We start from the raw sequence: 24,244 nt of genomic DNA, 5'->3' as shown, positions 1-24,244 counted from the left end.
TCGTGCCCGGCCCGCCGGTCAAGCCGATGCTCGCCAGCACCGGGGAGCTGCCCACAGGCCCCGGCTGGGGGCATGAGTTCAAGTGGGACGGGGTCCGGGCGGTCGCCGACTACGCCGGCCCGGACGCGCTCCGGCTGTACGCCCGCTCCGGGGTCGAGATCACCGCCGCCTACCCGGAACTCGCGCCGCTCGGTGCCCAGCTCGCCGAACGTGGACTGGTCGGGGCGGTGCTCGACGGCGAGGTGGTGGTGCTGACCGAGACCGGTCAGCCGTCGTTCACCGCCCTCGCCGAGCGGATGCACGTCCGCGAGCCGAACCGGGCCGCCCGGCTGGCGGCGAGCCTGCCGGTGACGTACATGATCTTCGACCTGCTGCGGCGGGACGGCGAGGACCTGACCGGGTGGCCGTACCGGCGCCGCCGGGCGGCGCTGGAGGAACTCGGGCTCGCCGGCAACCGCTGGGCGGTGCCGCCGGTCTTCCCGGACGGCGTCGCGACCTACCAGGCCGCCAGCGAGCACGGCCTGGAGGGGGTGGTCGCCAAACGGCTCGACTCGGTCTACCGTCCCGGCGTCCGATCCCCGGACTGGGTGAAGGTGAAACTCGAGGTCACCGCCGACTTCGTGGTCGGCGGCTGGCGTCCCGGCGTACGCCGGATCGGTGGCCTGCTGGTCGGGGTGCCGGCGCCGGACGGTGGCCTGGTCTACCGGGGCCGGGTCGGCGGCGGGATCGGCGCGGCGATCGAGCGGGCGCTGCTGGGCGTCCTGGAGCCGCTGCGGGCCGGAGTGTCCCCGTTCGTCGATCGCGTGCCCCGGGAGGATGCCCGGGGCGCGATCTGGGTACGTCCCGAGATCGTGGTGGAGGTGAAGTACGGCCAGCGCACCCCGGACGGCCGGCTGCGGTTTCCCCGGATCCGCCGGCTGCGTCCGGACCGGACGGCGGCGGAGGTGAGCGATGCCGGCTGAGCGGCGGGTGGTCCGGGTCGAGGTCGACGGCCGGGAGCTGGAGCTGTCCAATCTGGACAAGGTGCTGTACCCGGCGTCCGGGTTCACCAAGGGCGAGGTGATCGACTACTACACCCGGATCTCGAACGCGCTCCTGCCGCACCTGCGGGACCGGCCGCTGACCCGGATCCGCTACCCGAACGGGGTCGACGGCAACTCGTTCTTCGAGAAGAACGCCCCGGCCGGCACCCCCGACTGGGTACGCCTGGAGACCCTGCCCGCGCCCGGCTCCAGCAAGGGCCGGGAGATGCTCGACTACGTCGTCTGCGACGACCTGCCGACCCTGGTCTGGCTGGCCAACCTGGCCGCCCTGGAACTACACACCCCGCAGTGGCAGGTCGGCGCCGACCCGGACCTGATGGTGATGGACCTCGACCCGGGCGCCCCGGCCGGGCTGGTCGAGTGCTGCGGGGTGGCGCTGCTGCTCCGGGAACGCCTCGCCGCCGACGGCATCGCCAGCTATCCGAAGACCTCCGGCAAGAAGGGCATGCAGCTCTGCTGCCCGGTCTCCGGCCGGCAGTCCGCCGACGTCGTCTCCGGCTACGCCCGCCGGATCGCCGAGGAACTCTCCCGCGAGGCCCCGAAGTTGATCACCGCCCAGATGGCGAAACGGCTCCGGCCCGGCAAGATCTTCATCGACTGGAGTCAGAACAACGCGGCGAAGACCACGGTGACCGCGTACTCGCTGCGGGCCCAGCCGAACCCGTCGGTCTCCACCCCGGTGACCTGGGACGAGGTGGAGAGCGCCGCCGACGGGGAGGCCGGCGCCGTCCGCCAGTTCCCCGCCGTCGAGGTGCTGGACCGGATCGAGGAGTACGGCGACCTGCTGATCCCCCTCCTCGACCGCGGCCCGAAGCTCCCGACCCGCTGACCCGGTCCCCGTCCGCGTCGGGAGATTCCTGGAACTCGCCGTACCGGTCGCTACGTGTCTCATCTGACGGAGGGAGCCGGACTGATGGGGCTGTACCTGTTTGGCGGTGGTGACGACCGGGACCGGGAGTTCGCCGCCTACTACTCGGCGACCGGAGCCCGGATGCGGACGACCGCTTTCCTGCTCTGCGGCGACTGGCACCTGGCCGAGGACCTGACCCAGATCGCCTTCACCAAGCTCTACCGCTCCTGGCGGCGGGTCAACCACCACGAGGTCCTGGACCAGTACGTCCGGCGCATCGTGGTCCGGGCGTTCCTCGACGAGCGGCGACGTCCCTGGCGTCGGGAGTTCACCGCCGGACCCGCGGACGCCGGTCTGGACCGGGCTGTCGAGGGACCGGACGTGGCGGAACGTCTGGCGCTGTCGGCGGCACTGGCGGACCTGCCGGCCCGGGAACGTGCCGTCCTGGTCCTGCGGTTCTGGGAGGACCTCTCGATCGAGCAGGTCGCCGAGATGCTCGCCCTGCCGGCCGGCACCGTCAAGAGTCAGACCGCCCGAGGGCTGGCGCGGTTACGTGCCCGTCTCGACCGGGAGTCCACCGACAGGAGTCGGCCGATGGGAGAGAAGCGATGAGAGACGTACGCGAGATATTCGCCGAGGTGGCCGCCGGGCCGACGCCTCCGATGGCCTCCTCGGAGGTGATGGTGGCGGCGGCCCGCCGTGCCGAGCGGCGCCGCCGGCTCGGCCTGACGACCGGGAGTGCCGGTGTGCTGGTCCTGGCGCTGACCGCCGGCGTCGCCGTCGGCGTCGCCCGGCCACGTCCCGAACCGGAGGCGGCGGCCGGCGCACCGGTCTCCCCGTCGTCCGGCCCCGGAATCCGCGACGGTGCCGACCTGCTCGACGCGGTCGCCGCGGTCCTGCCGGCCGAGCTCGCCATCCGACGTGACCCGGCGGGCCGGGACGTCCGTACCCGCGACGTGGCCGACGTCGATACCGTGCGGCCTGGGACGGGCCTGGCCGGTGTCCGGCTGATCGCCGCCGACGCGGTGGTGTACGCGAGCTGGGGTGCGGGGGAACTCGGGGTCTCGATCCGCGACGCCCGGACGGCGCGGGACCCTGCTCTGCGGTCGGTGGAGCCGGCCGCCGGCGAGTTCTGTTCGAGGCCCGCCGGACCGCCCGGAAACTGGCCCGACAGCACCGCGGCCGGGGGGTCGGACGCCGGTGGCGGAGCGGCCGACTGTCGGTCCCTCGCGGTCGGCGACAAGGTGGTGCGGGTGCGGACCGAGCAAGTCTCCGGGGACGACCCCGGCTCCGCCGCGCCCGGGGTCACCTGCTGGACCGCCACCCGGTTCCTGCCCGGCCTGGAGATCAACGTGCGGTGGTGCCCAGCCGCGACGACGATCGCCCTGCCCGCCCCGGTGCCCCAGGCCCTCCTCGAACTCACCGCCGAGCAACTGGCCGCCCTCGCCGTCGAACCGGTCCTTGTACCCGCGGTCGTGACCGGTCGGTGAACCCGCCGGTCAGGTCCTGCCGCCGAGCGCCGTCACCGGGCTGATCCGGGACGCCCGCCGGGTGTCCCGGATCAGTCGACGCTGGGCAGCGGCGGCCCGAGTACGTCGTCGGCGTCGACGATCGTGTACGCGTACCCCTGCTCGGCGAGGAAACGCTGCCGGTGGGCGGCGTACTCGGTGTCGATGGTGTCCCGGGAGACCACGGTGTAGAAGTGCGCCTGTCGCCGGTCCGCCTTCGGTCGCAGCACCCGGCCGAGCCGCTGCGCCTCCTCCTGCCGGGAGCCGAAGGTGCCGGAGACCTGGATCGCCACCGCCGCCTCCGGCAGGTCGATGGAGAAGTTGCCGACCTTGGAGATGACCAGGGTACGCAGCTCACCGGCGCGGAAGGCGTCGAAGAGCCGTTCCCGTTCCTTGTTCGTCGTCGACCCCTGCACGATCGGCGCGTCCAGGGTCTCGCCGAGTTGGTGCAGCTGGTCGATGTAGCCGCCGATCACCAGCACCTGCTCGCCGGCGTGCCGCCGCACCAGGGCCCGGACCACCGGCAGTTTGGTCCGGGCGGTCGCCGCCACCCGGTAGCGCTCCTCCGGCTCGGCGACCGCGTACGTCATCCGTTCGGCGTCGGTCAGGGTGACCCGTACCTCGACACACTCGGCCGGGGCGATCCAGCCCTGCGCCTCGATGTCCTTCCACGGCGCGTCGTAGCGCTTCGGGCCGATCAGCGAGAAGACGTCGCCCTCCCGGCCGTCCTCCCGGACCAGGGTGGCGGTCAGGCCGAGCCGGCGTCGGGCCTGCAGGTCGGCGGTGAACCGGAAGATCGGCGCCGGCAGCAGGTGCACCTCGTCGTAGATGACCAGGCCCCAGTCCCGGGCGTTGAACAGGTCCAGGTGGGTGAAGGCGCCGCCGCGCCGGGCGGTCAGCACCTGGTACGTGGCGATGGTGACCGGCCGGATCTCCTTGCGTTCGCCGGAGTACTCGCCGATCTCGTCCTCGGTCAGCGAGGTGCGGGCGACCAGTTCCCGCTTCCACTGCCGGCCGGCGACGGTGTTGGTGACCAGGATCAGCGTGGTCGCCTTCGCCTCGGCCATCGCGGCCGCCCCGACCAGGGTCTTGCCGGCGCCACAGGGGAGCACCACCACACCCGACCCGCCGGCCCAGAACTGCTCCACCGCCTCCCGCTGGTACGACCGCAGCTCCCAGCCGGGTCGGCCGTCGGCGGCGGCGGTGTCCAGGTCGATCTGGTGGGCCTCGCCGTCGACGTACCCGGCCAGGTCCTCGGCCGGCCAGCCGAGTTTGAGCAGCGCCTGCTTGAGCCGGCCACGCTCGGAGGGATGCACGATCATCGTGTCGTCGTCGACCCTGCCGCCGAGCATGCCGGCGAGCTTCTTGCTCTTGGCGACCTCGATCAGCACCATCCGGTCCAGGGCGTGCAGCACCAGGCCGTGGGTGGGGTGGGCGACGAGCTGCAGTCGGCCGTACCGGTCCATGGTCTCGGCGACGTCGACCAGCAGCGCGTGCGGCACCGGGTAGCGGGAGTACTTCAGCAGGGCGTCGACCACGCCCTCGGCGTCGTGCCCGGCCGCCCGGGCGTTCCAGAGCCCGAGCGGGGTGAGCCGGTAGGTGTGCACGTGCTCGGGTGAGCGTTCCAACTCGGCGAAGGGGGCGATGGCCATCCGGCAGGCCTGGGCGTCGGGGTGGTCGATCTCCAGCAGCAGAGTCTTGTCTGATTGCACGATCAGTGGCCCGCCGCTCACGTCGACACCCTTCCGTCGCAGGTCGGGCGCGTCCGCGCCGACCCTCCAGTGTTGCACTCGGAAAACGGGGCGGAAAAATTCTTCACCCGGCGCAACCGAACCGGCACTCCCGTGCGTCTAGCTCTCGACGGCTTCCCGGGGACGACCGGACGGTATCCGTACATCTTGGCACCCGTCAGGTCGCTCCGGTGGCGGTCACCCTGTTCGGCGTCGGTGCGGGCGCGTTTGATCCGCGACCGGCCGCCCGGGCCCCGGCGGGCTCCGGACGGGTCGGTGACGTGGAGGGGACAACGGGGGCGAGCGCGCCGCCCACGCCGGACCAGGAGGAGAACGGGTCGGACCAGCGGGACCGGCTCCGGGCGCACTATTCCCCGCCATGCCCTGTCGCAACCGGCGGGTGGATGCGAGTCTGGACGGGGGACGTTACCGGTGGGAGGGCGCCAGATGACGGTTGATCGCGAGGTGCGACCCGAGACAGATCCCCCGGCCGCCCCTCCGGCCGATCCGTCGACCTCCGGGCCGGTTCCCCCGGCCGCCGTCCCGCCCGACGATCCCGCCCCCCCGCCGGAACCGGTCTCCCTGGCCACCGTGCTGGCGTACGCCACGGTCGCGGTGCTGCTGGCGATCTGGGTGCTCTTCGGCTGGCTGGTGCAGCAGCAGGGCTTCGTCGAGTCACTCGGTGAGGGCCTCGGTGCTGCCTTCACCCTGCTGCTGATCGTCTCCGTAATAGGCACCGTACGGCAGAACCGCCGCCGCTGACGGGGTCAGTCCCCGTCGCGGACGGCGGCGGTGATCCGGTGCAGGGCGAAGGTGTGCAGCATCTCGGTGCGTTCGTCCTCGGCCCGCAGGTAACCGGCCCCGATCGAGACCGGCCGGACCAGCCGGGACGCGGTCGCCCCGTGCGCGTCGACGTAGCCGACCCAGACCAGGGCCTTGTCCCGGACCGCCTGTTGCAGCACGGCCAGCGCCTGGGTGTGGGCGTGGGCCGAGGGCAGCGCCGGACCGGTGCCACCCGGCCGGCCGGCCCCCCGGACCGTGGTCGGGGCCCGCCGGGCGGCCCTCGCGGCGGCGTCGCCCCGACGGATCTGCTCGACGATGCCGAGCAGCCGGGGCGTGGTCAGCCGGGGGGCGGCGAGCGGATCGGTGACCCGGTTCGCGACCGAGCCCCGGGCCGGCGCCCGGCGCACCTTCGGCCGGGTCAGTACGGTCGCCCCGCTGGCGTCCTCGGAGACCGGGGCGTACCCGGCCTCGCGCAGCGCGGTCAGCAGCCGGCCCACCAGGTGCGGGGTGGTGAGCACGGTCGGCGCCAGCCGACGCAGTCCCATGACCACGAGCCGCCGGTCGGCGAGCACCTCGGTCAGCAGCGCCTCGTCGTCGCTGCGCAGGTACGCCCCGGCGGAACCGACCCGCAGCCCACCGTGCCGGCGGGCGATGTCGTCGATCAGGTACGTCAACCCCTGCGGGACAGGTGTGCGGGACCGGTGCCGGAACAGCGCGTGCAGGTCCTCGCCGGCGTACCCGGCGTCGAGGGCGCGCCGGACACTCGCCGCGGTGACCCGGTGCACACTCGCCCCGCCGGCCGACTCCGGTTCGGCGACCACCGCGAGTTCGGCGGCCAGGGCGGGTTCCGGTGGGCCGGGCACCACCACGGTCAGGTCCGCCTGGACCAGGAAGTGGTCGACCGGGGCCGGCAGCAGCGCGTCCAACGCCCGGACCGCCGGCGACCCGCCCCCGGCCGCGCCGTCGGCGTCGGGACGTACCCCGAGCGGGTCGTCGCCGGCCTCGGTGAGCCGGGTGTCCCCGGCCGCCCACTGGGCGAGCAGCAGCTTGCCGTACGAGGTGAGGGCACCGAGCCCGGTTACCCCGAGCAGTGCCGCCTCGGCCAGTACCTCCCGTTGTCCCGCCTCGCGGCCGAGGCTGCGGCGTGGAGCCCGCCAGGCGAGCAGCGCGACCACGTCGTCCGGGGTGGGTGCGGTCCCGGGAGGCAGGTCGTCGAGGATCCCGAGCACCGCCCGCCGGACGGCGGGCGCGCCGGCCCGTTCCGCCTCGGGGGAGAGCAGGGTGATCGCCCGGTCCCGGTCGTCGCGCTGGCCGACCAGTCCCACCTGGCGGGTCATGGTCAGCCAGGCCCGGGCCAGGTGTTCCCAGCGGTGCGCCAGCGAGGCGTCCCGCCAGCCCTCGTAGCCGGCGGTGGGAAGGATCTGCTGGTCGGCGCCGGTGCGGGTGGTGGCGGCGCCGGGCAGGTCGACCTCGCCGAGCAGCCCGGCGGCGTACGCCACCTCCAGCAGCAGCGCGGTGGTCGACTCGTCCAGTCCGCCGGCCTTGGTGAGCCGGCGCAGGTCGCGTACCCCGAGTCCGCCGGAGCGCAGCAGCGGGGCGGGTTCGTCGGCGAGCTGTTCCAGCAGCGCCTCGGTGTGCCGTACCGCCTCCATCGCCTGCCCGGCGCCGGCCGAGTCGACGGCCTTCGGTTCCCGGTCCGCGCCGGTGACCGTCGGCGGCTGGGGCCGCAGCGGCCCGAGCGGGCCGGCGTCGCGGCGCAGCAGCAGGCCGACCTCCCGGGGCAGTTCGACCGCGGCCGGCCGGTTCGGGGCGCCGCCGGTCTCCGGGACCGGTACCAGCAGTTTCTGTTCGACCAGCCAGCTGACCGGGCTGGCCGGCTCGGCCCCGGGCGCCGGGGCGGCGGCGGGCAGGGTGCCGACCGGTGGTCCGGCGGCGAGCCGGTCCAGGATCGCCCGGGCCGGCGGCGGGGCGGCGAGCAGGGTGCGGCGCAGCCGGGCCGGGTCCGCGACCAGGGCCGCCGTCTCCGGGTCCAGCTCCGCCGCCGGTCGGCCCAACCCGGCCGGGTACGGCGAGCAGACCTCGTCCACCCCGGCGCTGACCCGCAGGCTCTGCTCCAGCCCGTACAGCAGGAAGAGGGCGCGGAGCCGGTCGACCGCGGTCCGGGCGGCGGTCCGCCCGGTACGCCGGCGGCTGCCGCCGCCCTCGCCGACCGCGAGCGTGACGATCGCCTCGGTCGAGGTCTCGGCGTCGTCCCCGGTGCGGGTCAGCCGGGCCGCGTCGAGGATCCGCAGGGTGAACTCGTCGAGTCCGTCCAGGGCACGGGCGACCGAGACCCGGGACTGGGCCCGGGCCGCCAGGGCGGACAGATCGGTCGGTACCGGGACGACGAGGTCCGGACGCAGCCGGAACAGGGCGGCGAGCGCCTCGTCGGGCAGGGCCCGCAGATGGTCGGCGAGTGTGGTCATCGTCTTCCCACGCTATCCGGCCGGGTGCCGGTGATGCTCGTCGGTCGTCCGGCTCGATCCACCTGTTTGATCAGCGTGGTACGCGGTCCGGCCGGGCCGGCCGGCCCCCGTGACAGCATGATCGGCATGAACACCCCCGCCGCCGTCGGCTTCGATCTTGACATGACCCTGCTCGACACCCGTCCCGGCATCGCCGCCGCCTTCCGGAAGCTCACCGAGCTGACCGGGGTGCACGTCGACGCCGACCTGGTGGTGAGCCGGCTCGGCCCGCCGCTGCGGGAGGAGATTCGGCACTGGTTCCCGCCGGAGCAGGTCGAGGAGGCGGTCCGAACCTATCGGGCGCTCTATCCGGAGTACGCGGTCACCACCGCCGTGCCGTTGCCCGGCGCCCTCGACGCGGTGGCGGCGGTCCGGGAGCACGGGCTGCGGGTCGTGGTGGTGACCTCGAAACTCGGCCGACTCGCCCGGTTGCACCTGGCGCACGCCGGGCTGGAGGTCGACGAGCTGGCCGGTGACCTCTTCGCCGAGGGCAAGGCGGCCGCGTTGACCGAGCACGGCGTCCGTCTCTACGTCGGTGACCACATCGGCGACATGGTGGCGGCGCGGACCGCGGGCGTACCCGGGATCGGGGTCACCACCGGCCCCTGCGACGCCGACGAGCTGCGGACCGCCGGAGCGGAGCTGGTCCTCGCCGACCTGACCGGATTCCCACAGGCGCTCCGGCGGTTGATGCCGCTAGCCTTGTGAGGACAGTTTTCTCAGGGGAGTCGAGGTCTACAGGTGCCGACGGGTCGAGTGAAGTGGTACGACGCGGCCAAGGGATACGGGTTCGTCACCAGTGACGAGGGTGGCGACGTGTTCCTGCCGAAGGGCGCGCTGCCCGCTGGTGTCACCGACCTGAAGGGCGGCCAGCGGGTCGAGTTCGGTGTGGTCGACAGCCGGCGCGGCGCGCAGGCACTCGGGGTGAAGCTGCTGGACGCCCCACCGTCCATCGCGGAGCTTCGCCGTCGTCCGGCCGAGGAACTGCACGGCCTGGTCGAAGACATGATCAAGGTGCTCGAGGCGAAGGTGCAGCCGGCGCTCTCCCGGGGCCGGTTCCCCGACAAGAAGACCGCCCAGACCGTGGCCCAACTGGTCCACGCGGTCGCCCGCGAACTGGAGATCTGAGCGCCCCCGCGCGTCAGTCTGGTGGCCGGTCAGCCGAGCGCGCCGGCCACCGACGGGGTCAGTCCGGCGGCGGCGGCCCGACCGAGCAGCGCCTCGATCGCCGCCCGCCCGTCGTCGCCCAGCTCGGCGGTGAACTCGTTGACGTAGAGCCCGATGTGCTGGTCCACCACGTCGGGCTCCATCTCCTGCGCGTGCGCGAGGACGTACTCGCGGCTCGCCGCCGGGTCGGCCCAGGCCCGGCGTACCGAGTCCCGGATCCAGCCGGCCGCCGCCTCCGGGTCGACCACGCCCTTGCGGGCCAGGATGGCGCCGAGCGGGATCGGCAGCCCGGTGTCGGCCTCCCACCACTCGCCGAGGTCGACGAGGGCGGTCAGCCCGTGCCGGTGGTACGTGAACCGGGCCTCGTGGATGACCAGGCCGGCGTCGTAGCGGCCGGCGGCCACCCCGGGCATGATCTCGTGGAACGGCACGACCTCGATCCTGGCCGGCGGGTGTTCCGCCGACCAGAGTCGGAACAGCAGGTACGCCGTGGTCCGGTCACCCGGTACCGCGACGGTCGCCCCGGTCAGGTCGGCCGGGGTGCCGCCGTGCCCCGCCCAGTCGCCCCGGGTGAGGACCAGCGGCCCGCAGCCCCGCCCGAGGGCGCCGCCGCAGGGCAGCAGGTGGTAGTCGTCCAGCAGCCAGGGCAGCGCCGCGTAACTCACCTTCACCAGGTCGTACGCCCCCTGCTCGGCGGCGGTGTTGGTGACGTCCACGTCGGCGAAGGTCACCTCGACCGGCGGCGCGTCGGGCACCAGGCCGTGCACCAGGGCGTGGAAGACGAAGGTGTCGTTCGGGCAGGGCGAGATCGCCAGGGAGAGCGCCACGATCTCACCGTAGACCTCGGGTCCGCCCCGGTCGGCACCCCGTCCCCGCGCCGGTTGGCTGGGTCACTGTTGCTCGATCGTCGGTTCCGGTGTGGGCCGGCGCCAACCGCATTCCGGTGTCCGCCAGGCCGGGATCCGGGCGGGTGGGGGAAGTCTCGCGTTGCAGACGGCGGACAGCGCGATCGCCGAGGCGACCGCGAGGCGGGCTTGGACATCGCCTGCGGCCAACGCCCGGGCGGCCGCGGTCGGCTCGTCGTCTCTTCCGCGGTCCGTCGGCCCGGCGAGGCTCTCCCTGACGTGTTCCTCGGCGGAGCGGGCGTACCGGACGAAGTCCGCCAGCAGTTCGACGATCAGGTCACCGCGAGCTTGTCCGTCCAGGTCCGGCATTGTCGTCTCCCACCCCACGGCTCATGGGCGCCAGTCTAGAAGCCACAGGGACAAATAGCTCAGGTCTGACGAAACTTCCCAAATCGACAGGAGTCCCCGTGCTCGGCTGATCACCGTTCGGCTAGGGTGGGTGACGGTGTGCCGGGAAGTCTGGTCGGCGGTGTATTTGTCGACCCCTCCGGAGGAACTGATGGCCGCACCCCCCAACGGACGTACCCCGCTGTTCGGGCGGGGCAGTTGGCCCGAGGTGCGCCGGATCGGCGACATCCTCCGTACCGAGACCGTCGGCGGGGTACTGCTGCTCGTCGCCGCCGTACTCGCCCTCGCCTGGGCGAACTCGCCGTGGGGTGCGGCGTACCGGTCGCTGGGCGCCTTCGAGATCGGTCCGGCCGCGTTGCACCTGGACCTGTCGCTGGCCCAGTGGGCCGCCGACGGCCTGCTGGCGATCTTCTTCTTCGTCGCCGGCCTCGAGCTCAAACGCGAGTTCGTCGCCGGTGACCTGCGGGAACCCCGCCGGGCCATGCTGCCGGTCGCCGCCGCGCTCGGCGGCATGACGGTGCCGGCGTTGATCTATGTCGCCTTCAACCTGGGTGCCGGAGACGGCGCGTTGGCCGGCTGGGCGATCCCGACCGCCACCGACATCGCGTTCGCGCTCGCCGTACTCGGGGTGATCAACACCCATCTGCCGGCCGCGATGCGGACCTTCCTGCTGACCCTGGCGGTGGTCGACGACCTGCTGGCCATCGTCATCATCGCGGTCTTCTACACCGGCTCGCTGCACTTCGGGCCACTGCTGCTGGCGTTGCTGCCACTCGCCCTGTTCGGGTTGCTGGTGCAGCGCCGGGTCCGCTCCTGGTGGCTGCTGCTGCCGCTCGCGGCGCTGACCTGGGCGCTGGTACACGCCTCCGGGGTGCACGCCACGGTCGCCGGCGTGCTGCTCGCCTTCACCGTTCCGGTGATCCGGCGCAAGCCGGGACCCGGCCCCGGGCTGGCCGAACACTTCGAGCACCGGATCCGGCCGTTGTCAGCCGGCGTCGCGGTACCGGTGTTCGCCTTCTTCGCCGCCGGGGTGTCGGTCGCCGGGGCCGGCGGACTCGGGGCGAGCCTCACCGACTCGGTCGCGTTGGGGGTCATCGTCGGGCTGGTCGCCGGCAAGGCGGCCGGGGTGTTCGGCGCCACCTGGCTGGTGCAGCGGTTCACCCGGGCCCGGCTCGGCGAAGGGCTCGGCTGGTGGGACGTCTTCGGGCTGGCCCTGCTGGCCGGGATCGGCTTCACCGTCTCGCTGCTCATCGGCGAACTGGCGTTCGGCCCGGGCAGCGCCCGGGACGAGCACACCAAGCTCGGCGTACTGCTCGGGTCGCTGCTCGCGGCGCTGCTGGCCACCGTCGTCCTGCGCATCCGCAACCGCCATTACCAGCGGATGTGTGCCGTCGAGGAGCGGGACACCGACGCCGACGGCGTGCCGGACGTCTACCAGGGGCCCGAAGCGGTCCGGTAGGCCGTTGGGACGCGGGCCTTCCACCCGTCGATCCCGGACGCGTAAGCTCCGAACCGGTGCGCCGGGAAGTCTGGTCGGCAGTCGTGTCCGTTGCTGACCCGGGAGGCTCCGGTGGACGTGTCCGCCATTCGTGCTGTCGGTCTGACCAAACACTACGGATCCGTGTGCGCGTTGGACGCGCTGGATTTCGCGGTACGGACCGGTGAGGTCTTCGGCTTCCTGGGGCCGAACGGCGCCGGCAAGTCGACCACGATCCGGCTTCTGCTCGGCCTCGCCCGCCCGACCGCCGGCCAGGCGTGGATCTTCGGTACGGACGCCGCCGACGTCGGCACGGCGCACCGGTCCGTCGCGTACGTACCCGCCGACGTGGCGCTCTGGCCCGGACTGACCGGCGCGGAGACACTGGAGTTGCTCGGCCGGATCGGGCCGGGGGTCGACCGGGCGTACCGGGACGAGCTGGTGGAGCGTTTCGCGCTCGACCTGTCGAAGCCGGGGCGGGCGTACTCCACCGGCAACCGGCAGAAGGTGGCCCTGGTCGCGGCGTTCGCCACCCGGGCACCGCTGCTGATCCTCGACGAGCCGACCAGCGGCCTGGATCCGCTGATGGAACGCGAGTTCCAGGCGGTGGTCTCGCAGGCCCGCCAGCGCGGGCAGACGGTGTTCCTCAGCTCCCACCAGTTGGCCGAGGTCGAGGCGGTGTGCGACCGGGTGGGGATCCTGCGGGCCGGCCGCCTGGTCGAGGTCGCCAGGGTTCCCGAACTGCGCCGTCTGCACCGCAGCCAGGTCGAGGTGACCTACCGCGGACCGGCCCCCACCCTGACCGGGGTGGCCGGGATCGAGACGGTGGAGGAACTGGACCCCGAACGACTGCGGTTCACCCTCACCGGACCACCGGGCCCGGCGTTGCGGGCGCTGGCGGCGGCGGACGTGACCGGGGTACGGATCCACGAACCCACCCTGGAGGAGATCTTCCTCAACTACTACACCCGGGTGTCCCGGTGACCGCCGTCGCCGCCCGGCCCGGCCGGGCCTCGGCGGACAGCGGGACGGATCCGGACGGACGTGCGATCACCTGGCTCGCCTTCCGGCAGGTCCGGCGCGGGGGGCTGATCGTCGTCGGACTGCTGGCCGGCATGTCGGCGACGGTCGCCGCCAGCTATGCCAGCACCGTCGGCGACGCGTTGGACGCCGCCGCCCTCGCCGCCCTGGCCGAGAACCCGGCGATCCGGACGCTGTTCGGCGCGCCGGTCGCCCTGGACGACCCCGGCGGATTCACGGTCTGGCGTACCGGAACCGTGCTCGGCGTGCTCGCCGGGGTCTGGGGACTGCTCGCCGCGACCCGGATCACCAGGGGCGAGGAGGACGCCGGCCGCTGGGACCTGCTGGCCGCCGGCCGGGTGCCGCTCCGGGCGATCGTGCGCCGGCACGCCGTGGTGGTGGTCGGCATGTTGCTGGCCGCCGGATTCGTCGCCTCGGCCGCGCTCGCCGCCGTCGGCACCGCACCCGCCGGAGCCCTGCTGCACGGTGCCGGACTCGCGCTGGTCGGGATCTTCTTCGCCGCCGCCGGTGTGCTGACCGGGCAACTCCTGCCCTCCCGGGGCAGGGCCACCGGCGCCGCCGTGGCCCTGCTCGGGACCGGGCTGCTTCTCCGGATGGTCGGCGACGGGGTGGCGGCACTCGGTTGGCTGCGGTGGCTGTCGCCGTTCGGGCTGGTCGCGCTGAGCCAGCCGTACGCGGCCAACCGTGTCCTGCCGGTGGCCGTCCTGCTGGTCGCCGCCGTGGTTCTGCTCGGCGCGGCGCTGCTGGTGGCCGGTCGGCGTGACGTACGCGGCGGCCTGTTCGGCGTACCGGCGGGCCGTCCGCCCCGGCTGCGCCTGCTCGGCTCGGTGCCCGGATTCGCGCTCCGCCGACTCGTGGGCCCGCTCGGCGGATGGGCCCTCGGACTGGTCGGTTACTACCTGCTGATCGGTCTGCTCGCGGTATCGATGACCAGCTTCCTCGCCGAGAACCCACGGTTCGCCTCGCTCGCCGCGCAGGCCGGGTTCGGTGGACTCGGCTCGGTCGAGGGGTACGTCGCCGCGCTGTTCACGTTGCTGGCGATCCCGGTGGGTATCTTCGCCGCGACCCGGATCGCCGTCGTCGCCGGTGACGAGGCCGACCGGCGGCTGACCCTGCTCTACGCCCAACCGGTGACCCGGGTACGACTGCTCACCGCCGAGGTCGCGGTCACTGCGGGCGGCGGGGCACTGCTCTGCCTCGCCGCGGGTGCCGCCACCTGGGCCGGCACCACGATCGTCGACGCCCCGCTCGGGCCCGGCGCCGCCCTCGCCGGCGGATTGAACGTGCTGCCGGTCGTGTTGCTGTGCCTGGGCGCGGCCGTGTTCGCGCTCGGCTGGCTGCCCCGGACGGTCGCGCCGGTCGGCGCGCTGCCCGCGGCCGGCGGATTCCTGCTCCAGGTGACCGCGGACAGCACCGGAGCACCGGCCTGGGTGGGGCGGCTGTCACCCTTCGCGCACGTCGCGCCGGTTCCGGATCTGCCCCCGCACTGGTTCGCCAGCCTCACCATGGTGATCGTCGCCGTCGGGCTCACCATCTTCGGTGCGCTCGGGTACCAGCGGCGTGACCTGCGCGGCTGACCGCCTCGTCGACCGGTACCGACCGGGGAACCGTCGGGCTAGAGCTTCGGGCCGACGGTGGCGAATGCGGCGGTGAGCGCGGCGAAGGCGTCGCCGATCCGCCAGGCTGCCCGGTCACGCGGGCCGATCGGGTTGGAGATGGTCCGCACCTCGACGAAGGGCAGCCCGGCGGCGCCGGCGGCGACCGCGACGCCGTACCCCTCCATTGCCTCGGCCACGGCGTCGGGATAGCGGCCCAGCAGGGCGGCCGTGGTCGTCGCGGTGCCGGTCACCGTGCCGAGGGTGAGCACGGTGCCGGTGACGGCGTACGGCAGGCAGGTGCGGAGCAGTTCGAACAGGGCCGGGTCGGCCGGGGCGGTGGTGGCCCCGAAACCCAACTCGTCCAGGGGGAGGAAACCGTCCGGTGACTCGGCACCGAGGTCGGCGGCGACACTGCGGGTGGCGAGCACGGTCCCGCCGACCGGGGCCCGACCGGGGAAGCCGCCCCCGATCCCGGCGCTGACCACCGCCCGGTACGGCGTACCGGCCGCCTCGGCCAGGGCGACGAGTCGCGCCGTACCGGCGGCCGCCACGGCCGGACCCACCCCGACCGCCGCCACCGTCACCGAATCGCCGACCGGCCCGGCCCGGACCGCCTCCGCCTCGGCCTCGACGGCGGTGACGACCAGGATGCCGCCGTTCATCACTGACCTCCCCGGGGGTCCCGACGGGAGCCGTCGTCGCCCGGTCCCGGCGCCGGCACCGCCGACGACGGCCGGTAGATGTGGTAACCCCGCGGGGCCAGCCCCTCGTCGTCGGAATCGTCCGACGGGTCGACCGGCTGACTGGTCGCCGCCGACGAGGCGGGTCGGCCCGGGGCCGTCGACGGTGCGGGTCGGCCACCGGCCGTCGACGGGACGGCGGGGGCGGGGGAGGTCGGGGCGTCGGCAGACCTGCCCACCGCCGTCCTGTCGCTCCGCTGCTCATCGCCTCGGCGGTCGTCGGTGGACCGGTCGCCGTCGGGCAGGTCGGTGTCGGGCATGGCCCGGCCGGAGAGCCGCTCGTTACGCAGCCGGGTGGCGACGATCGTGGTCCAGACCATGGCGACCACGGCGAGGCCGGCCAGGAGACCGATGCCGAGTCGACCGTCGAGCGGGATCAGGCCGAGAGCGCCGCCGGCCACGAAGGCCAGCATCAGGATCGTCTCGGAGTGCGCGAACGCGGTCGCCCGGAGCCGTTCCCGGACCCGTTCCTGGATGGTGGCGTCCACGGCGAGCTTGGCGATGCCGCTGATCATGGCGGTGACCAGGCAGAGCAGGGCGACAAGTTGCAGCGAGAACCAGAGCGTGGCGACGATCCCGATCCCGGCGACCAGCACCAGGCCGATCGCCTGCAGCACCACCGGGCGGTGGATGCGCAGCCGGGTGCCGAGCGCGGTGGCCAGGAAGGTGCCGATGCCGAGCCCGGCGCCGACCACGCCGAGGGCGAGTTCGTCGCCGAGTTCCCGACCGAAGAGGGTGCTGTCCAGGTCCCCGGCCTTGATCGCGAAGGCGAGGAAGAGCAGCAGGAAGCCGTACAGGGCGCGTAGCGTGGCGCTGCCGACGAGGCTGGAGATCACCAGCCGGCCGGCCGGGCCACCCCGGCTGAGCGCCCGTTCCCGGTTGCCACGCAGCCGGAACGCCTGGAAGGCGCGGGGGACCGTCTCCGGCGGGTCGGAGTCCGCCCGGGGCGGCAGCCGCAGGGCGATCACCATGCCGACCAGGAAGATCACCGAGGCGACCCGCAGTGGCCACTGTGGGCCGAACCAGAACGCGGCCAGGCCGATCGGCAGCACCAGACCACCGGCGATCGAGCCGTACACGCTGGCCCGGGCGCCGGCCTGGGAGAGTCCGATCCCCTCCGGCAACAGCCGGGGCACCGCCGCCGACCGGGCCACCCCGTACGCCCGGGAGAGCGCCAGCACCCCGAAGGCGGCCGGGTAGAGGCCGAAGCCGTGGATGTAGTCCGAGATCAGCCAGGCGAGGAAGGCCCGGCCGAGCATGGTGGCGGCCAGGGCGTACCGGCGGCCGTGCCGGAAGTGGTCGAGCAGCGGGCCGACCACCGGGGCGAGCAGCGCGAACGGCACCATGGTGATCAGCAGGTAGAGCGCCACCTTGCTGCGCGCCTCGCCCAGCGGCGCGTTGAAGAAGATCGTCCCGGCCAGGCCGATGGTGATCAGGGTGTCGCCGGCGCAGGAGGCGGCGTGCAGGTCGAAGAGCCGGACCATGCCGGCCTCGCCGCCGGCGCCCTTCGCCCGGACCCGGGCGACCCGGCGGCCGGTCCAGCGCACGCTGCCCAACGAGCCCCGGACCAGCAGCCGGACGGCCCGGACGACGGTGCCGACGACGCGCCCCAGGAAGGAGCCGCCAGAGCGGGTGAACAGCGGCATGAGCTCCATCCTCGCCCATCCGGTCGGTGACCGTCGGTTCCGTACCGAGATATCTCTGCCTGAACGGCGCCGGGGAGTGCCGCCGACCCGACGTCAAGGATAGGCAAGAATAGGTGAGTGACCAGGACCAGCACTGCTCGCGCCGCCCGCCTCGACCAGGTCTGCGCCAGCGCCGTCGAGGTGGCGCGCGACGGCATCACCGAGGTCGACCCGACCGACGTCGGCGAGCACCTGGGCACCATCGCCGAGGGCGACCGGCTGGTGACCCATCTCTTCGAGTGCCGACTGGCGGGCTACCGGGGTTGGCGGTGGGCGGTCACCGTGACCCGGGTGCCGCGCAGCCGGCACGTCACGGTCTGCGAGACGTTCCTGCTGCCCGGCCCGGACGCCATGCTGGCGCCGAGCTGGCTGCCCTGGCAGGAGCGGCTGCAGCCGGGTGACCTGGGGGTCGGTGACCTGCTGCCCACCTCGGCCGACGACGAACGGCTCGCTCCCGGCTACCTGCTCTCCGACGACCCGGCGGTCGAGGAGACCGCCTGGGAACTCGGCCTCGGCCGGGCCCGGGTGATGTCGCGGGAGGGGCGCGCCGACACCGCCCAGCGGTGGTACGACGGTGACCACGGCCCCTCCGCGCCGATCTCGGTCGCCGCACCGCGTACCGCCCGGTGCGGGACGTGCGGCTTCTACCTGCCGTTGGCGGGTGCGCTGCGCCAGGCGTTCGGGGTCTGCGGCAACTTCTTCGCCCCGGACGACGGCCGGGCGGTCAGCGCCGACCACGGCTGCGGGGCGCACTCGGAGACGCTGGTCGAGGCGGCCGACACCCCGGTCGACGAGCTGCCGACCATCTACGACGACAGTGAGGTCGAGGCGATCGCGGTCAGCCGGGCACCCGGCTCGGTCGGCAGTGGCGAGCCGGCGGAGCCGTACGGGCACGGCTGAGCCGTGGTGGTGGCGCCGAGCCGCTGAGCCGTGGTGGCGCCGGGCCGGGTCGGGCAGACACCGCCGACCGACCCGGCGCCGGGCAGCGGTGGCGCGCCCGACAGCGACCCGCGGCGTATCCGGTGGGGGTCAGCGGGCGGCGCGGCGGCGCCGGCGGTTGGCGTCGTGCCGGAGCATCACGGCGAGTCCCGGGAAACCGGCCAGGAACCCGGCGAAGCAGATCCAGAGCCAGTTCTCGTGGTCGTGCGCGACGAGCCAGTCGCGGAAGAAGAGGAACAGCACCAGCCCGACCACCGCGAAGACCACGATGCCGGCGACGGCGAACGGCACCATCGGCGGGTCGAGCGGCGCGATCGGCGTGTCGCCCCGCGCGTCGGCGGGTGTGCCGACCGGCACAGCGGGCGGCTGCGGGCGCGGGTCGTCGGACACGGAGCCAAGGGTACGGCCGCACCGACCCGGCACGGTAACCGGGAAGGTCTTTGCCGGTAACCGGTGATCTGGCACGATGCCCGGATCAGCAGCCGACCCCACCTGCGAGGATCCGATGGACGACGTCGCGGCCACCCCCGCCGCCCCGGCCGACAGGCCGACCCCCCGCAACGGCTTCGACCGGTTCTTCGAGATCTCCGCCCGGGGCTCGACGCTGAGTCGTGAGTTGCGCGGCGGTCTCGCCACCTTCTTCACGATGGCCTACATCGTGGTGCTGAACCCGCTGATCCTGGGCAACGCGGTCGACGGGGACGGCAGGCAACTCGCGATCCCGGCGATCGCGGCCGCGACCGCCCTGGTCGCCGGGGTGATGACCATCCTGATGGGGGTGGTTGGCCGGTTCCCGCTGGCGCTGGCCGCCGGGCTCGGTGTCAACGCGCTGGTCGCGCTGGAGATCGCGCCGCAGATGAGCTGGGCCGACGCGATGGGCCTGGTGGTGATCGAGGGTGTGATCATCGCGATCCTGGTGCTGACCGGGCTGCGTACCGCCGTGTTCCGGTCGGTACCGACGCAGTTGAAGACCGCGATCGGGGTCGGGATCGGGCTCTTCCTCACCATCATCGGCCTGGTCGACGCCGGGTTCGTCCGCCGGGTGCCCGACATCGCCGGCACCACCGTGCCGGTGGGGCTGGGCATCGGCGGCAAGCTGGTCACCTGGCCGGCGCTGGTCTTCGTGTTGGGGCTGCTGGTCACCCTGGTGCTGGTGGTACGGCGGGTGAAGGGCGCGATCCTGATCGGCATCCTCGCCTCGACCGTGCTGGCGATCGTGGTGGAGGCGATCGCCAAGGTCGGCCCGCCGGTGGTGAACGGGAAGCCGAACCCGGCGGGCTGGTCGCTGAACGTGCCGACGCTGCCGGAGACGGTGGTGGACACCCCGGACCTCTCCCTGCTGGGTCAGTTCGACCTGCTCGGGTCCTGGCAGCGGGCCGGCTGGCTGGTGGCGATCATGTTTGTCTTCACCCTGCTCATCACCGACTTCTTCGACACGATGGGGACGATGGTCGCGGTCGGGCAGGAGGGCGACCTGCTGGACGAGCAGAAGATGCCGCCGCGTACCCGGGAGATCCTGCTGGTCGACTCGATCGCGGCGGCGGCCGGCGGTGCGGCGAGCACGTCGAGCAACACGTCGTACATCGAGAGCGCGGCCGGGGTCGCGGAGGGTGCCCGGACCGGGGCGGCCAACCTGGTCACCGGCGGGCTGTTCCTGCTGGCGATGTTCCTGGCGCCGCTGGTGCTGGTGGTGCCGTTCGAGGCGGCGTCGGTCGCGCTCGTGGTGGTCGGTTTCCTCATGATGACCGCGGTCCGGACGATCGACTGGAACGACTACGAGATCGCCATCCCGGCGTTCCTCACCATCGTGCTGATGCCGTTCACCTACTCGATCTCGAACGGGATCGGGGCCGGGGTGATCAGCTTCGTGGTGCTCAAGCTGGCCCGGGGCAAGGCTCGGGAGTTGCACCCACTGCTGTACGGGGTGGCCGCGCTCTTTGTGCTCTACTTCCTGCGCGGTCCGATCGAGACCGTACTGTTCTAGCTGGCCGGCGGGTCCGGCTGGCTGGTGGGACGCCGTCCGGGTGGCGGTGACAGTGGTCATAACAGCTGGTCGTTAGCCTGGCTCATTAGTTAGGCTAACGACCGTGACGGAGTGGACGGTGATGGCAGAGCACATGCCGGCGACGCAGCTCGCCACGGTGCTGCGTGACGCGATCACCCGACTCAACCGACGGGTACGGCAGACCCGCCCCGTCGGCGATCTCACGGGGACCCAGCTCTCCGCGCTGACCAGCCTCGAGCTGGCCGGCGCGCTGACTCCCCGTGAGCTGGCCGACACCGAGCGGGTCCAGCCGCCGACGATGACCAAGATCGTTGCGAAGTTGGAGGAGCGCGGCCTCGTGCGGCGTACCCCCCACCCGACCGACGGCCGCCAGGTCATTCTCGCGGTGACCGACCCCGGTCGCTCGATGCTGGCCCAGTTCGACCGGGCCCGTAACGAGTGGCTGGCCGGCCGGCTCACCGAGCTGACCCCGGAAGACCGTGAGGTGCTGCGGCGGGCCGCCGAGATCCTGCAGAAGGTGGCCCGCGACTGACCGGCGGCCTCCATCGGGTCCGCTTCGTCCGCACGGTAGCCGGCGCTCTCGCCGGGTACCCGGATGACGCGTACGATCCGAGGAGGCGCACCCCGAGTGCGGGCAAAGCTGAGCACGACCTTCCAGTCCCTGAAGGTTCGCAACTACCGGCTCTTCGCCACCGGTCAGCTGATCAAGCTGATCGGCGTGTGGATGATGTTCACCACCCAGGACTGGCTCGTCCTGGACCTCTCGGGCAACAACGCCACCGCGCTCGGCATCGTGGTCGCGGCCCAGTTCACCCCGGTACTCCTGCTCACCCTGCTCTCCGGGCGGCTCGCCGACCGGTACGACAAGCGCTTCCTGCTGATGGCCGCCAACACCGCGTGGAGCGTGCTGTCGCTCGCGATGAGCGTGCTGGTAATCACCGGCCTCGTGCAGCTCTGGCACGTCTTCGTCTTCGCCGCCCTGCTCGGCGTGGCGAACGCGGTCGAGACCCCGGTACGGCAGTCGTTCGTCTCCGAACTCGTCGGCACGCCGCTGCTGCCCAACGCGCTCTCGCTCTCCGCCGCCACCTTCAACTCGGCCCGGATCATCGGCCCGGCGGTCGCCGGCATCGCGATCGCGGTCTTCGACGTCGGCCCGGTCTTCCTGTTCAGCGCGTTCAGCTCCATCGCCCCGGTGATCTGCGTGGTGCGGATGCGGGCCGCCGAGTTGCACCGCGAGGACCTGCCGCCGATCGGCGAGCGTGAACCCGCCCGGGTGATCGACGGGCTGCGGTACGTCGCCCGCCGCGCCGACCTGCTGCTGCCGATGGCGGTGATGTCGGTGATGGGACTCGCGCTGTTCAACTTCCAGCTCACCCTCTCGGCGCTGGCCAAGACCACCTTCAACACCGGAGCCGCCTCGTTCGGCCTCTTCACCACCGCGCTCGCGGTCGGCGCGCTCTGCGGGGCGCTGGCCGGCAGCGGCCGGCGCAGCCGGCCGTCGGTCTGGATCGTGTTGGGTGCCGCGATCGGCACCGGCTTCTTCGGCACCCTGGTCGGGCTCGCGCCGACGTACTGGCTGGTGGTGACGCTGCTGCCGCTGACCGGATTCTTCATGGTCTTCTTCGCCCAGGCGGCCAACCAGCGGGTGCAGCTCGGCGTCGACGCCGCCTTCCGGGGCCGGGTCATGGCCCTGTGGGTGCTGGTCTTCCTCGGCACCAACCCGGTCGGTGCGCCGATCGTCGGCTGGATCGCCGAACGGTACGGCGCCGGGACGAGCATCTGGATCGGTGGGCTGCTCTCGATGGCCGCCGCCGGTGCCGCCCTGATCTGGCAACTGCACCGCGACGGCGCCCGCCTGCGCCTGCGGCTGCTGCCCCTGCCCCGGTTCTACGTGGTCAGCTCCGCCGACCTGTAGGGCGGCGCCCGGTCCGGGCGGGCCACAGCCACGCCGGGCCGTCCAACGCCAGCGTCAGCGTCAGCCCGTGTCCGCCGCCGCTGTCTCCCGCCACACCGCTCGGGGAATCGTCGATCCGGCGACGGGCCGCGCCGGCGCTGCCGATAATCCTCGGGAGACAGGGCGGAGGCGGGTCATGACCACCGGTGGGGATGCGGCGCTGCTACGCCGGCTGGACGGGTCGACCCGGGCCACGCTGCTGGAACTGCTCTTCGACGTGGTCTTCGTCGCCGCCCTCGCGCTGTCATCGAATCTGTTGACCGAAGACCTCTCCTGGTCCGGTAGCGGCAAGGTGCTGCTGCTGCTCACCGCCATCTGGTGGACCTGGTCGGTCACCGCGATCACGACCGAGTTCTACGACCCGCAGCAGCGCCCGATCCAGGCCATCCTGATGATCGCCATGGTCGGTTCGGTAGGGATGGCGGCAGCGCTGCCGATGATCACCGCCGGGCACCTGCGGGTCTTCGTGAGCGCGTACGTTGGCACGCACCTGATTCGCACCATCATCCTGGTCATCGCCCTGTACTGGCAGGGGCACCAGGCGGCCAGGCAGCGGGCCACCCGGTTTCTGTTCTGGTTCACGGTATCCGGCGTCTTCTGGGTCGCCGGCGCGTTGGCGAACGCTCCGAACTGGGGGCTCTGGACCATCGCCATAACGATCGACCTGGTCGCCGGGGCGGCCCGCTACCCCACGCCCTGGCTGGGTCGGGTGCCGGTCGACCAGTACACGCGGACCACCGGGCACCTGGGCGAGCGGTACCAGCAGTTCGTCATCCTCGCCCTCGGCGACATCATCCTGTTGCCCATTCTGCAGGTCAGCCGGAGCCACCTTGAATTCTTCCGGGTCGTCGCCCTGCTCTGCGCGTTCACCACCATGCTGCTGCTCTGGCAGGTCTATGCCTACCGGGCCGGCGAGTTGGTGCTGGCGGCCGGGTCCAAGGCAGGCCGGCCGGCGCGGCTGGCTCCGTACACCCATCTGCTGATGCTGGCCGGCGTAGCCGCCACGGCGGCCTCCTTCGACCTGGTCGTCGCCCGCCCGACCGGAACAACGCCGGTGCCGTGGCTCCTGCTGATCATCGGCGGCCCGGCGTTGTTCGTCATCGGCCGCTTCCTGTTCACTCTGCTGGTGTCCGCCGTCGTACCGTCGTGGCGAGTGAGTTGGCAGCTCCTGCCGCTGCTGGTGCTGCCCTGGGCCGGTGGCTGGCCGCCCCTGCTGGTCACGGTGCTTGTGGTGCTCGGGTTGGCCGGTCACATCATGGTCCCCACGGGGGCCCGGGAGACCACGCCGGGCCTGCGAATGCGCTGAACCGGCGACTGACCCGCAAGAGTCGGGCGAGGTGTCGACCGGCTCCAGGCGGTCTGGGACCGGCGACACAGTGAAATGGTCGGTGCCGCCCCATCGGTAGCGGTACCCTGTATTCCGCCTAGCGTCGAAGGATGTGTCCGCCGTGCATGCTCTCGCGCTGCCGCTGGCACTACTCGCGACCGCGTGTCTGCCCGTCGTCGTGGCCGCGCTGATCTGCGCGGACGAGTTGCTCGACCACCTCGGGCGCCGGATCGCCCGGCGCCGGCAACAGCGCCGGGAACGGCGTCTGCTGAACCGGTTCGACCGGGCGTTCGAGGTGGACCCGCACGGCCGGATCGATCCGACCGAACTGGACCGGGTCGACGGCCCGACCATCCAGCAGCTCGCCGCCGACCTGCGTCGCCTCGCCGACCAGCGCTGGTACGCCGCCGACCGGTCGGGCCCGGAGCAGCAGGCGCTGCTGGAGGCGTACGACGACCGGCTCCGGCTGGCCAGTCAGCGCCTCGGCGTACCGGAGCACCTGGGCGAGCTGACCGGCGTCGACCGGGAGATAGAACGGGTACGCGTCGAGGGCGAACTGGAGGCCGCTGGTCTGGTGCTCCGGACCCCGCACGCCGGTCCCCGGCGACCGGCCGGCTGACCGGACCCGGGACCGGCGACC

The 24,244-nt window shown here is 72.9% G+C and carries 23 protein-coding genes; 16 read left to right on the top strand and 7 right to left on the bottom strand.

Features of this window, described 5'->3' with window-relative positions:
• Nucleotides 1-2: 2 nt before the first annotated feature.
• The 4 genes from ligD (ABGB05_RS09120) (at nt 3) to ABGB05_RS09105 (ending at nt 3,383) form a co-directional block, all read left to right on the top strand.
• The gene (gene ligD / locus ABGB05_RS09120) at nt 3-962 is read left to right on the top strand and encodes a non-homologous end-joining DNA ligase (RefSeq protein ID WP_347652764.1); all 960 of its coding nucleotides are present in this window, start codon (nt 3-5) and stop codon (nt 960-962) included.
• On the top strand, nt 952-1,872 hold the full coding sequence (gene ligD, locus ABGB05_RS09115) for a non-homologous end-joining DNA ligase (protein WP_347652763.1): 921 nt from the start codon (nt 952-954) through the stop codon (nt 1,870-1,872). The genes ligD (ABGB05_RS09120) and ligD (ABGB05_RS09115) overlap by 11 nt, the downstream gene beginning before the upstream one ends.
• Nucleotides 1,873-1,956: 84 nt before the next feature.
• Nucleotides 1,957-2,505 (top strand): SigE family RNA polymerase sigma factor, encoded by a 549-nt coding sequence (locus tag ABGB05_RS09110; RefSeq protein ID WP_347652762.1) that lies wholly within the window; start codon nt 1,957-1,959, stop codon nt 2,503-2,505.
• Nucleotides 2,502-3,383, top strand: coding sequence for a hypothetical protein (locus ABGB05_RS09105; RefSeq protein ID WP_347652761.1), 882 nt, complete (start codon nt 2,502-2,504; stop codon nt 3,381-3,383). Before ABGB05_RS09110 ends, ABGB05_RS09105 begins: the two co-directional genes overlap by 4 nt.
• 71 nt (nt 3,384-3,454) lie before the next feature.
• Here the strand turns inward: ABGB05_RS09105 and ABGB05_RS09100 are convergent, their stop codons facing one another.
• On the bottom strand, nt 3,455-5,134 hold the full coding sequence (locus ABGB05_RS09100) for a DNA repair helicase XPB (protein WP_347652760.1): 1,680 nt from the start codon (nt 5,132-5,134) through the stop codon (nt 3,455-3,457).
• A 579-nt stretch (nt 5,135-5,713) separates the two neighbouring features.
• On the opposite strand from ABGB05_RS09100, the gene ABGB05_RS09095 reads away from it, so the two are divergent.
• Nucleotides 5,714-5,893, top strand: a complete 180-nt coding sequence (locus ABGB05_RS09095; RefSeq protein ID WP_347652867.1) for a hypothetical protein — start codon at nt 5,714-5,716, stop codon at nt 5,891-5,893.
• 5 nt (nt 5,894-5,898) lie between these two features.
• Here ABGB05_RS09095 and ABGB05_RS09090 read toward each other — a convergent pair whose 3' ends face one another.
• Nucleotides 5,899-8,379, bottom strand: coding sequence for a helicase-associated domain-containing protein (locus tag ABGB05_RS09090; RefSeq protein ID WP_347652759.1), 2,481 nt, complete (start codon nt 8,377-8,379; stop codon nt 5,899-5,901).
• Between the two features lie 126 nt (nt 8,380-8,505).
• On the opposite strand from ABGB05_RS09090, the gene ABGB05_RS09085 reads away from it, so the two are divergent.
• Together ABGB05_RS09085 and ABGB05_RS09080 are read left to right on the top strand one after the other, a co-directional pair.
• The gene (locus ABGB05_RS09085) at nt 8,506-9,126 is read left to right on the top strand and encodes an HAD hydrolase-like protein (protein WP_347652758.1); all 621 of its coding nucleotides are present in this window, start codon (nt 8,506-8,508) and stop codon (nt 9,124-9,126) included.
• Nucleotides 9,127-9,159: 33 nt separating this feature from the next.
• Entirely contained in the window at nt 9,160-9,546 is a 387-nt protein-coding gene (locus tag ABGB05_RS09080; protein WP_347652757.1) for a cold shock domain-containing protein, read from the top strand.
• Nucleotides 9,547-9,575: 29 nt separating this feature from the next.
• Here the strand turns inward: ABGB05_RS09080 and ABGB05_RS09075 are convergent, their stop codons facing one another.
• Entirely contained in the window at nt 9,576-10,412 is an 837-nt protein-coding gene (locus tag ABGB05_RS09075; protein WP_347652756.1) for a 1,4-dihydroxy-6-naphthoate synthase, read from the bottom strand.
• 63 nt (nt 10,413-10,475) lie between these two features.
• Nucleotides 10,476-10,799, bottom strand: coding sequence for a hypothetical protein (locus ABGB05_RS09070; protein ID WP_347652755.1), 324 nt, complete (start codon nt 10,797-10,799; stop codon nt 10,476-10,478).
• 190 nt (nt 10,800-10,989) lie between these two features.
• On the opposite strand from ABGB05_RS09070, the gene nhaA reads away from it, so the two are divergent.
• The 3 genes from nhaA to ABGB05_RS09055 all read left to right on the top strand — a co-directional run bounded on the left by nhaA (nt 10,990) and on the right by ABGB05_RS09055 (nt 14,933).
• Nucleotides 10,990-12,297, top strand: a complete 1,308-nt coding sequence (gene nhaA / locus ABGB05_RS09065) for a Na+/H+ antiporter NhaA (protein ID WP_347652754.1) — start codon at nt 10,990-10,992, stop codon at nt 12,295-12,297.
• 162 nt (nt 12,298-12,459) lie between these two features.
• Complete coding sequence (locus ABGB05_RS09060; RefSeq protein WP_347652753.1) at nt 12,460-13,299, top strand: ABC transporter ATP-binding protein; 840 nt, start codon at nt 12,460-12,462, stop codon at nt 13,297-13,299.
• A complete protein-coding gene (locus tag ABGB05_RS09055; protein ID WP_347652752.1) occupies nt 13,296-14,933 on the top strand; it encodes a hypothetical protein in 1,638 nt (545 codons plus the stop codon). The genes ABGB05_RS09060 and ABGB05_RS09055 overlap by 4 nt, the downstream gene beginning before the upstream one ends.
• Before the next feature lie 38 nt (nt 14,934-14,971).
• Here the strand turns inward: ABGB05_RS09055 and ABGB05_RS09050 are convergent, their stop codons facing one another.
• Entirely contained in the window at nt 14,972-15,616 is a 645-nt protein-coding gene (locus tag ABGB05_RS09050) for a futalosine hydrolase (protein ID WP_347652751.1), read from the bottom strand.
• Nucleotides 15,616-17,340, bottom strand: coding sequence for an MFS transporter (locus ABGB05_RS09045; protein ID WP_347652750.1), 1,725 nt, complete (start codon nt 17,338-17,340; stop codon nt 15,616-15,618). Before ABGB05_RS09045 ends, ABGB05_RS09050 begins: the two co-directional genes overlap by 1 nt.
• A gap of 117 nt (nt 17,341-17,457) precedes the next feature.
• Here ABGB05_RS09045 and ABGB05_RS09040 point away from each other — a divergent pair, with 117 nt between their 5' ends.
• The gene (locus ABGB05_RS09040; protein WP_347652749.1) at nt 17,458-18,279 is read left to right on the top strand and encodes a DUF3027 domain-containing protein; all 822 of its coding nucleotides are present in this window, start codon (nt 17,458-17,460) and stop codon (nt 18,277-18,279) included.
• Between the two features lie 129 nt (nt 18,280-18,408).
• Here ABGB05_RS09040 and ABGB05_RS09035 read toward each other — a convergent pair whose 3' ends face one another.
• Nucleotides 18,409-18,612, bottom strand: coding sequence for a DUF2530 domain-containing protein (locus tag ABGB05_RS09035; protein WP_347652866.1), 204 nt, complete (start codon nt 18,610-18,612; stop codon nt 18,409-18,411).
• Between the two features lie 172 nt (nt 18,613-18,784).
• On the opposite strand from ABGB05_RS09035, the gene ABGB05_RS09030 reads away from it, so the two are divergent.
• The 5 genes from ABGB05_RS09030 (at nt 18,785) to ABGB05_RS09010 (ending at nt 24,223) form a co-directional block, all read left to right on the top strand.
• The gene (locus ABGB05_RS09030; RefSeq protein ID WP_347652748.1) at nt 18,785-20,302 is read left to right on the top strand and encodes an NCS2 family permease; all 1,518 of its coding nucleotides are present in this window, start codon (nt 18,785-18,787) and stop codon (nt 20,300-20,302) included.
• Nucleotides 20,303-20,405: 103 nt separating this feature from the next.
• The gene (locus ABGB05_RS09025; protein WP_347652747.1) at nt 20,406-20,855 is read left to right on the top strand and encodes a MarR family transcriptional regulator; all 450 of its coding nucleotides are present in this window, start codon (nt 20,406-20,408) and stop codon (nt 20,853-20,855) included.
• Between the two features lie 96 nt (nt 20,856-20,951).
• The gene (locus tag ABGB05_RS09020; RefSeq protein ID WP_347652746.1) at nt 20,952-22,238 is read left to right on the top strand and encodes an MFS transporter; all 1,287 of its coding nucleotides are present in this window, start codon (nt 20,952-20,954) and stop codon (nt 22,236-22,238) included.
• 175 nt (nt 22,239-22,413) lie between these two features.
• The gene (locus ABGB05_RS09015) at nt 22,414-23,583 is read left to right on the top strand and encodes a low temperature requirement protein A (RefSeq protein WP_347652745.1); all 1,170 of its coding nucleotides are present in this window, start codon (nt 22,414-22,416) and stop codon (nt 23,581-23,583) included.
• 133 nt (nt 23,584-23,716) lie between these two features.
• A complete protein-coding gene (locus ABGB05_RS09010) occupies nt 23,717-24,223 on the top strand; it encodes a hypothetical protein (protein ID WP_347652744.1) in 507 nt (168 codons plus the stop codon).
• Nucleotides 24,224-24,244 lie beyond the last annotated feature (21 nt).

The organism is Plantactinospora sp. B5E13 (assembly GCF_039871775.1).
GTDB lineage: Bacteria > Actinomycetota > Actinomycetes > Mycobacteriales > Micromonosporaceae > Plantactinospora.
Note: the sequence above shows the minus strand (reverse complement) of the source record. Positions and strands in the feature narration are given on the sequence as shown.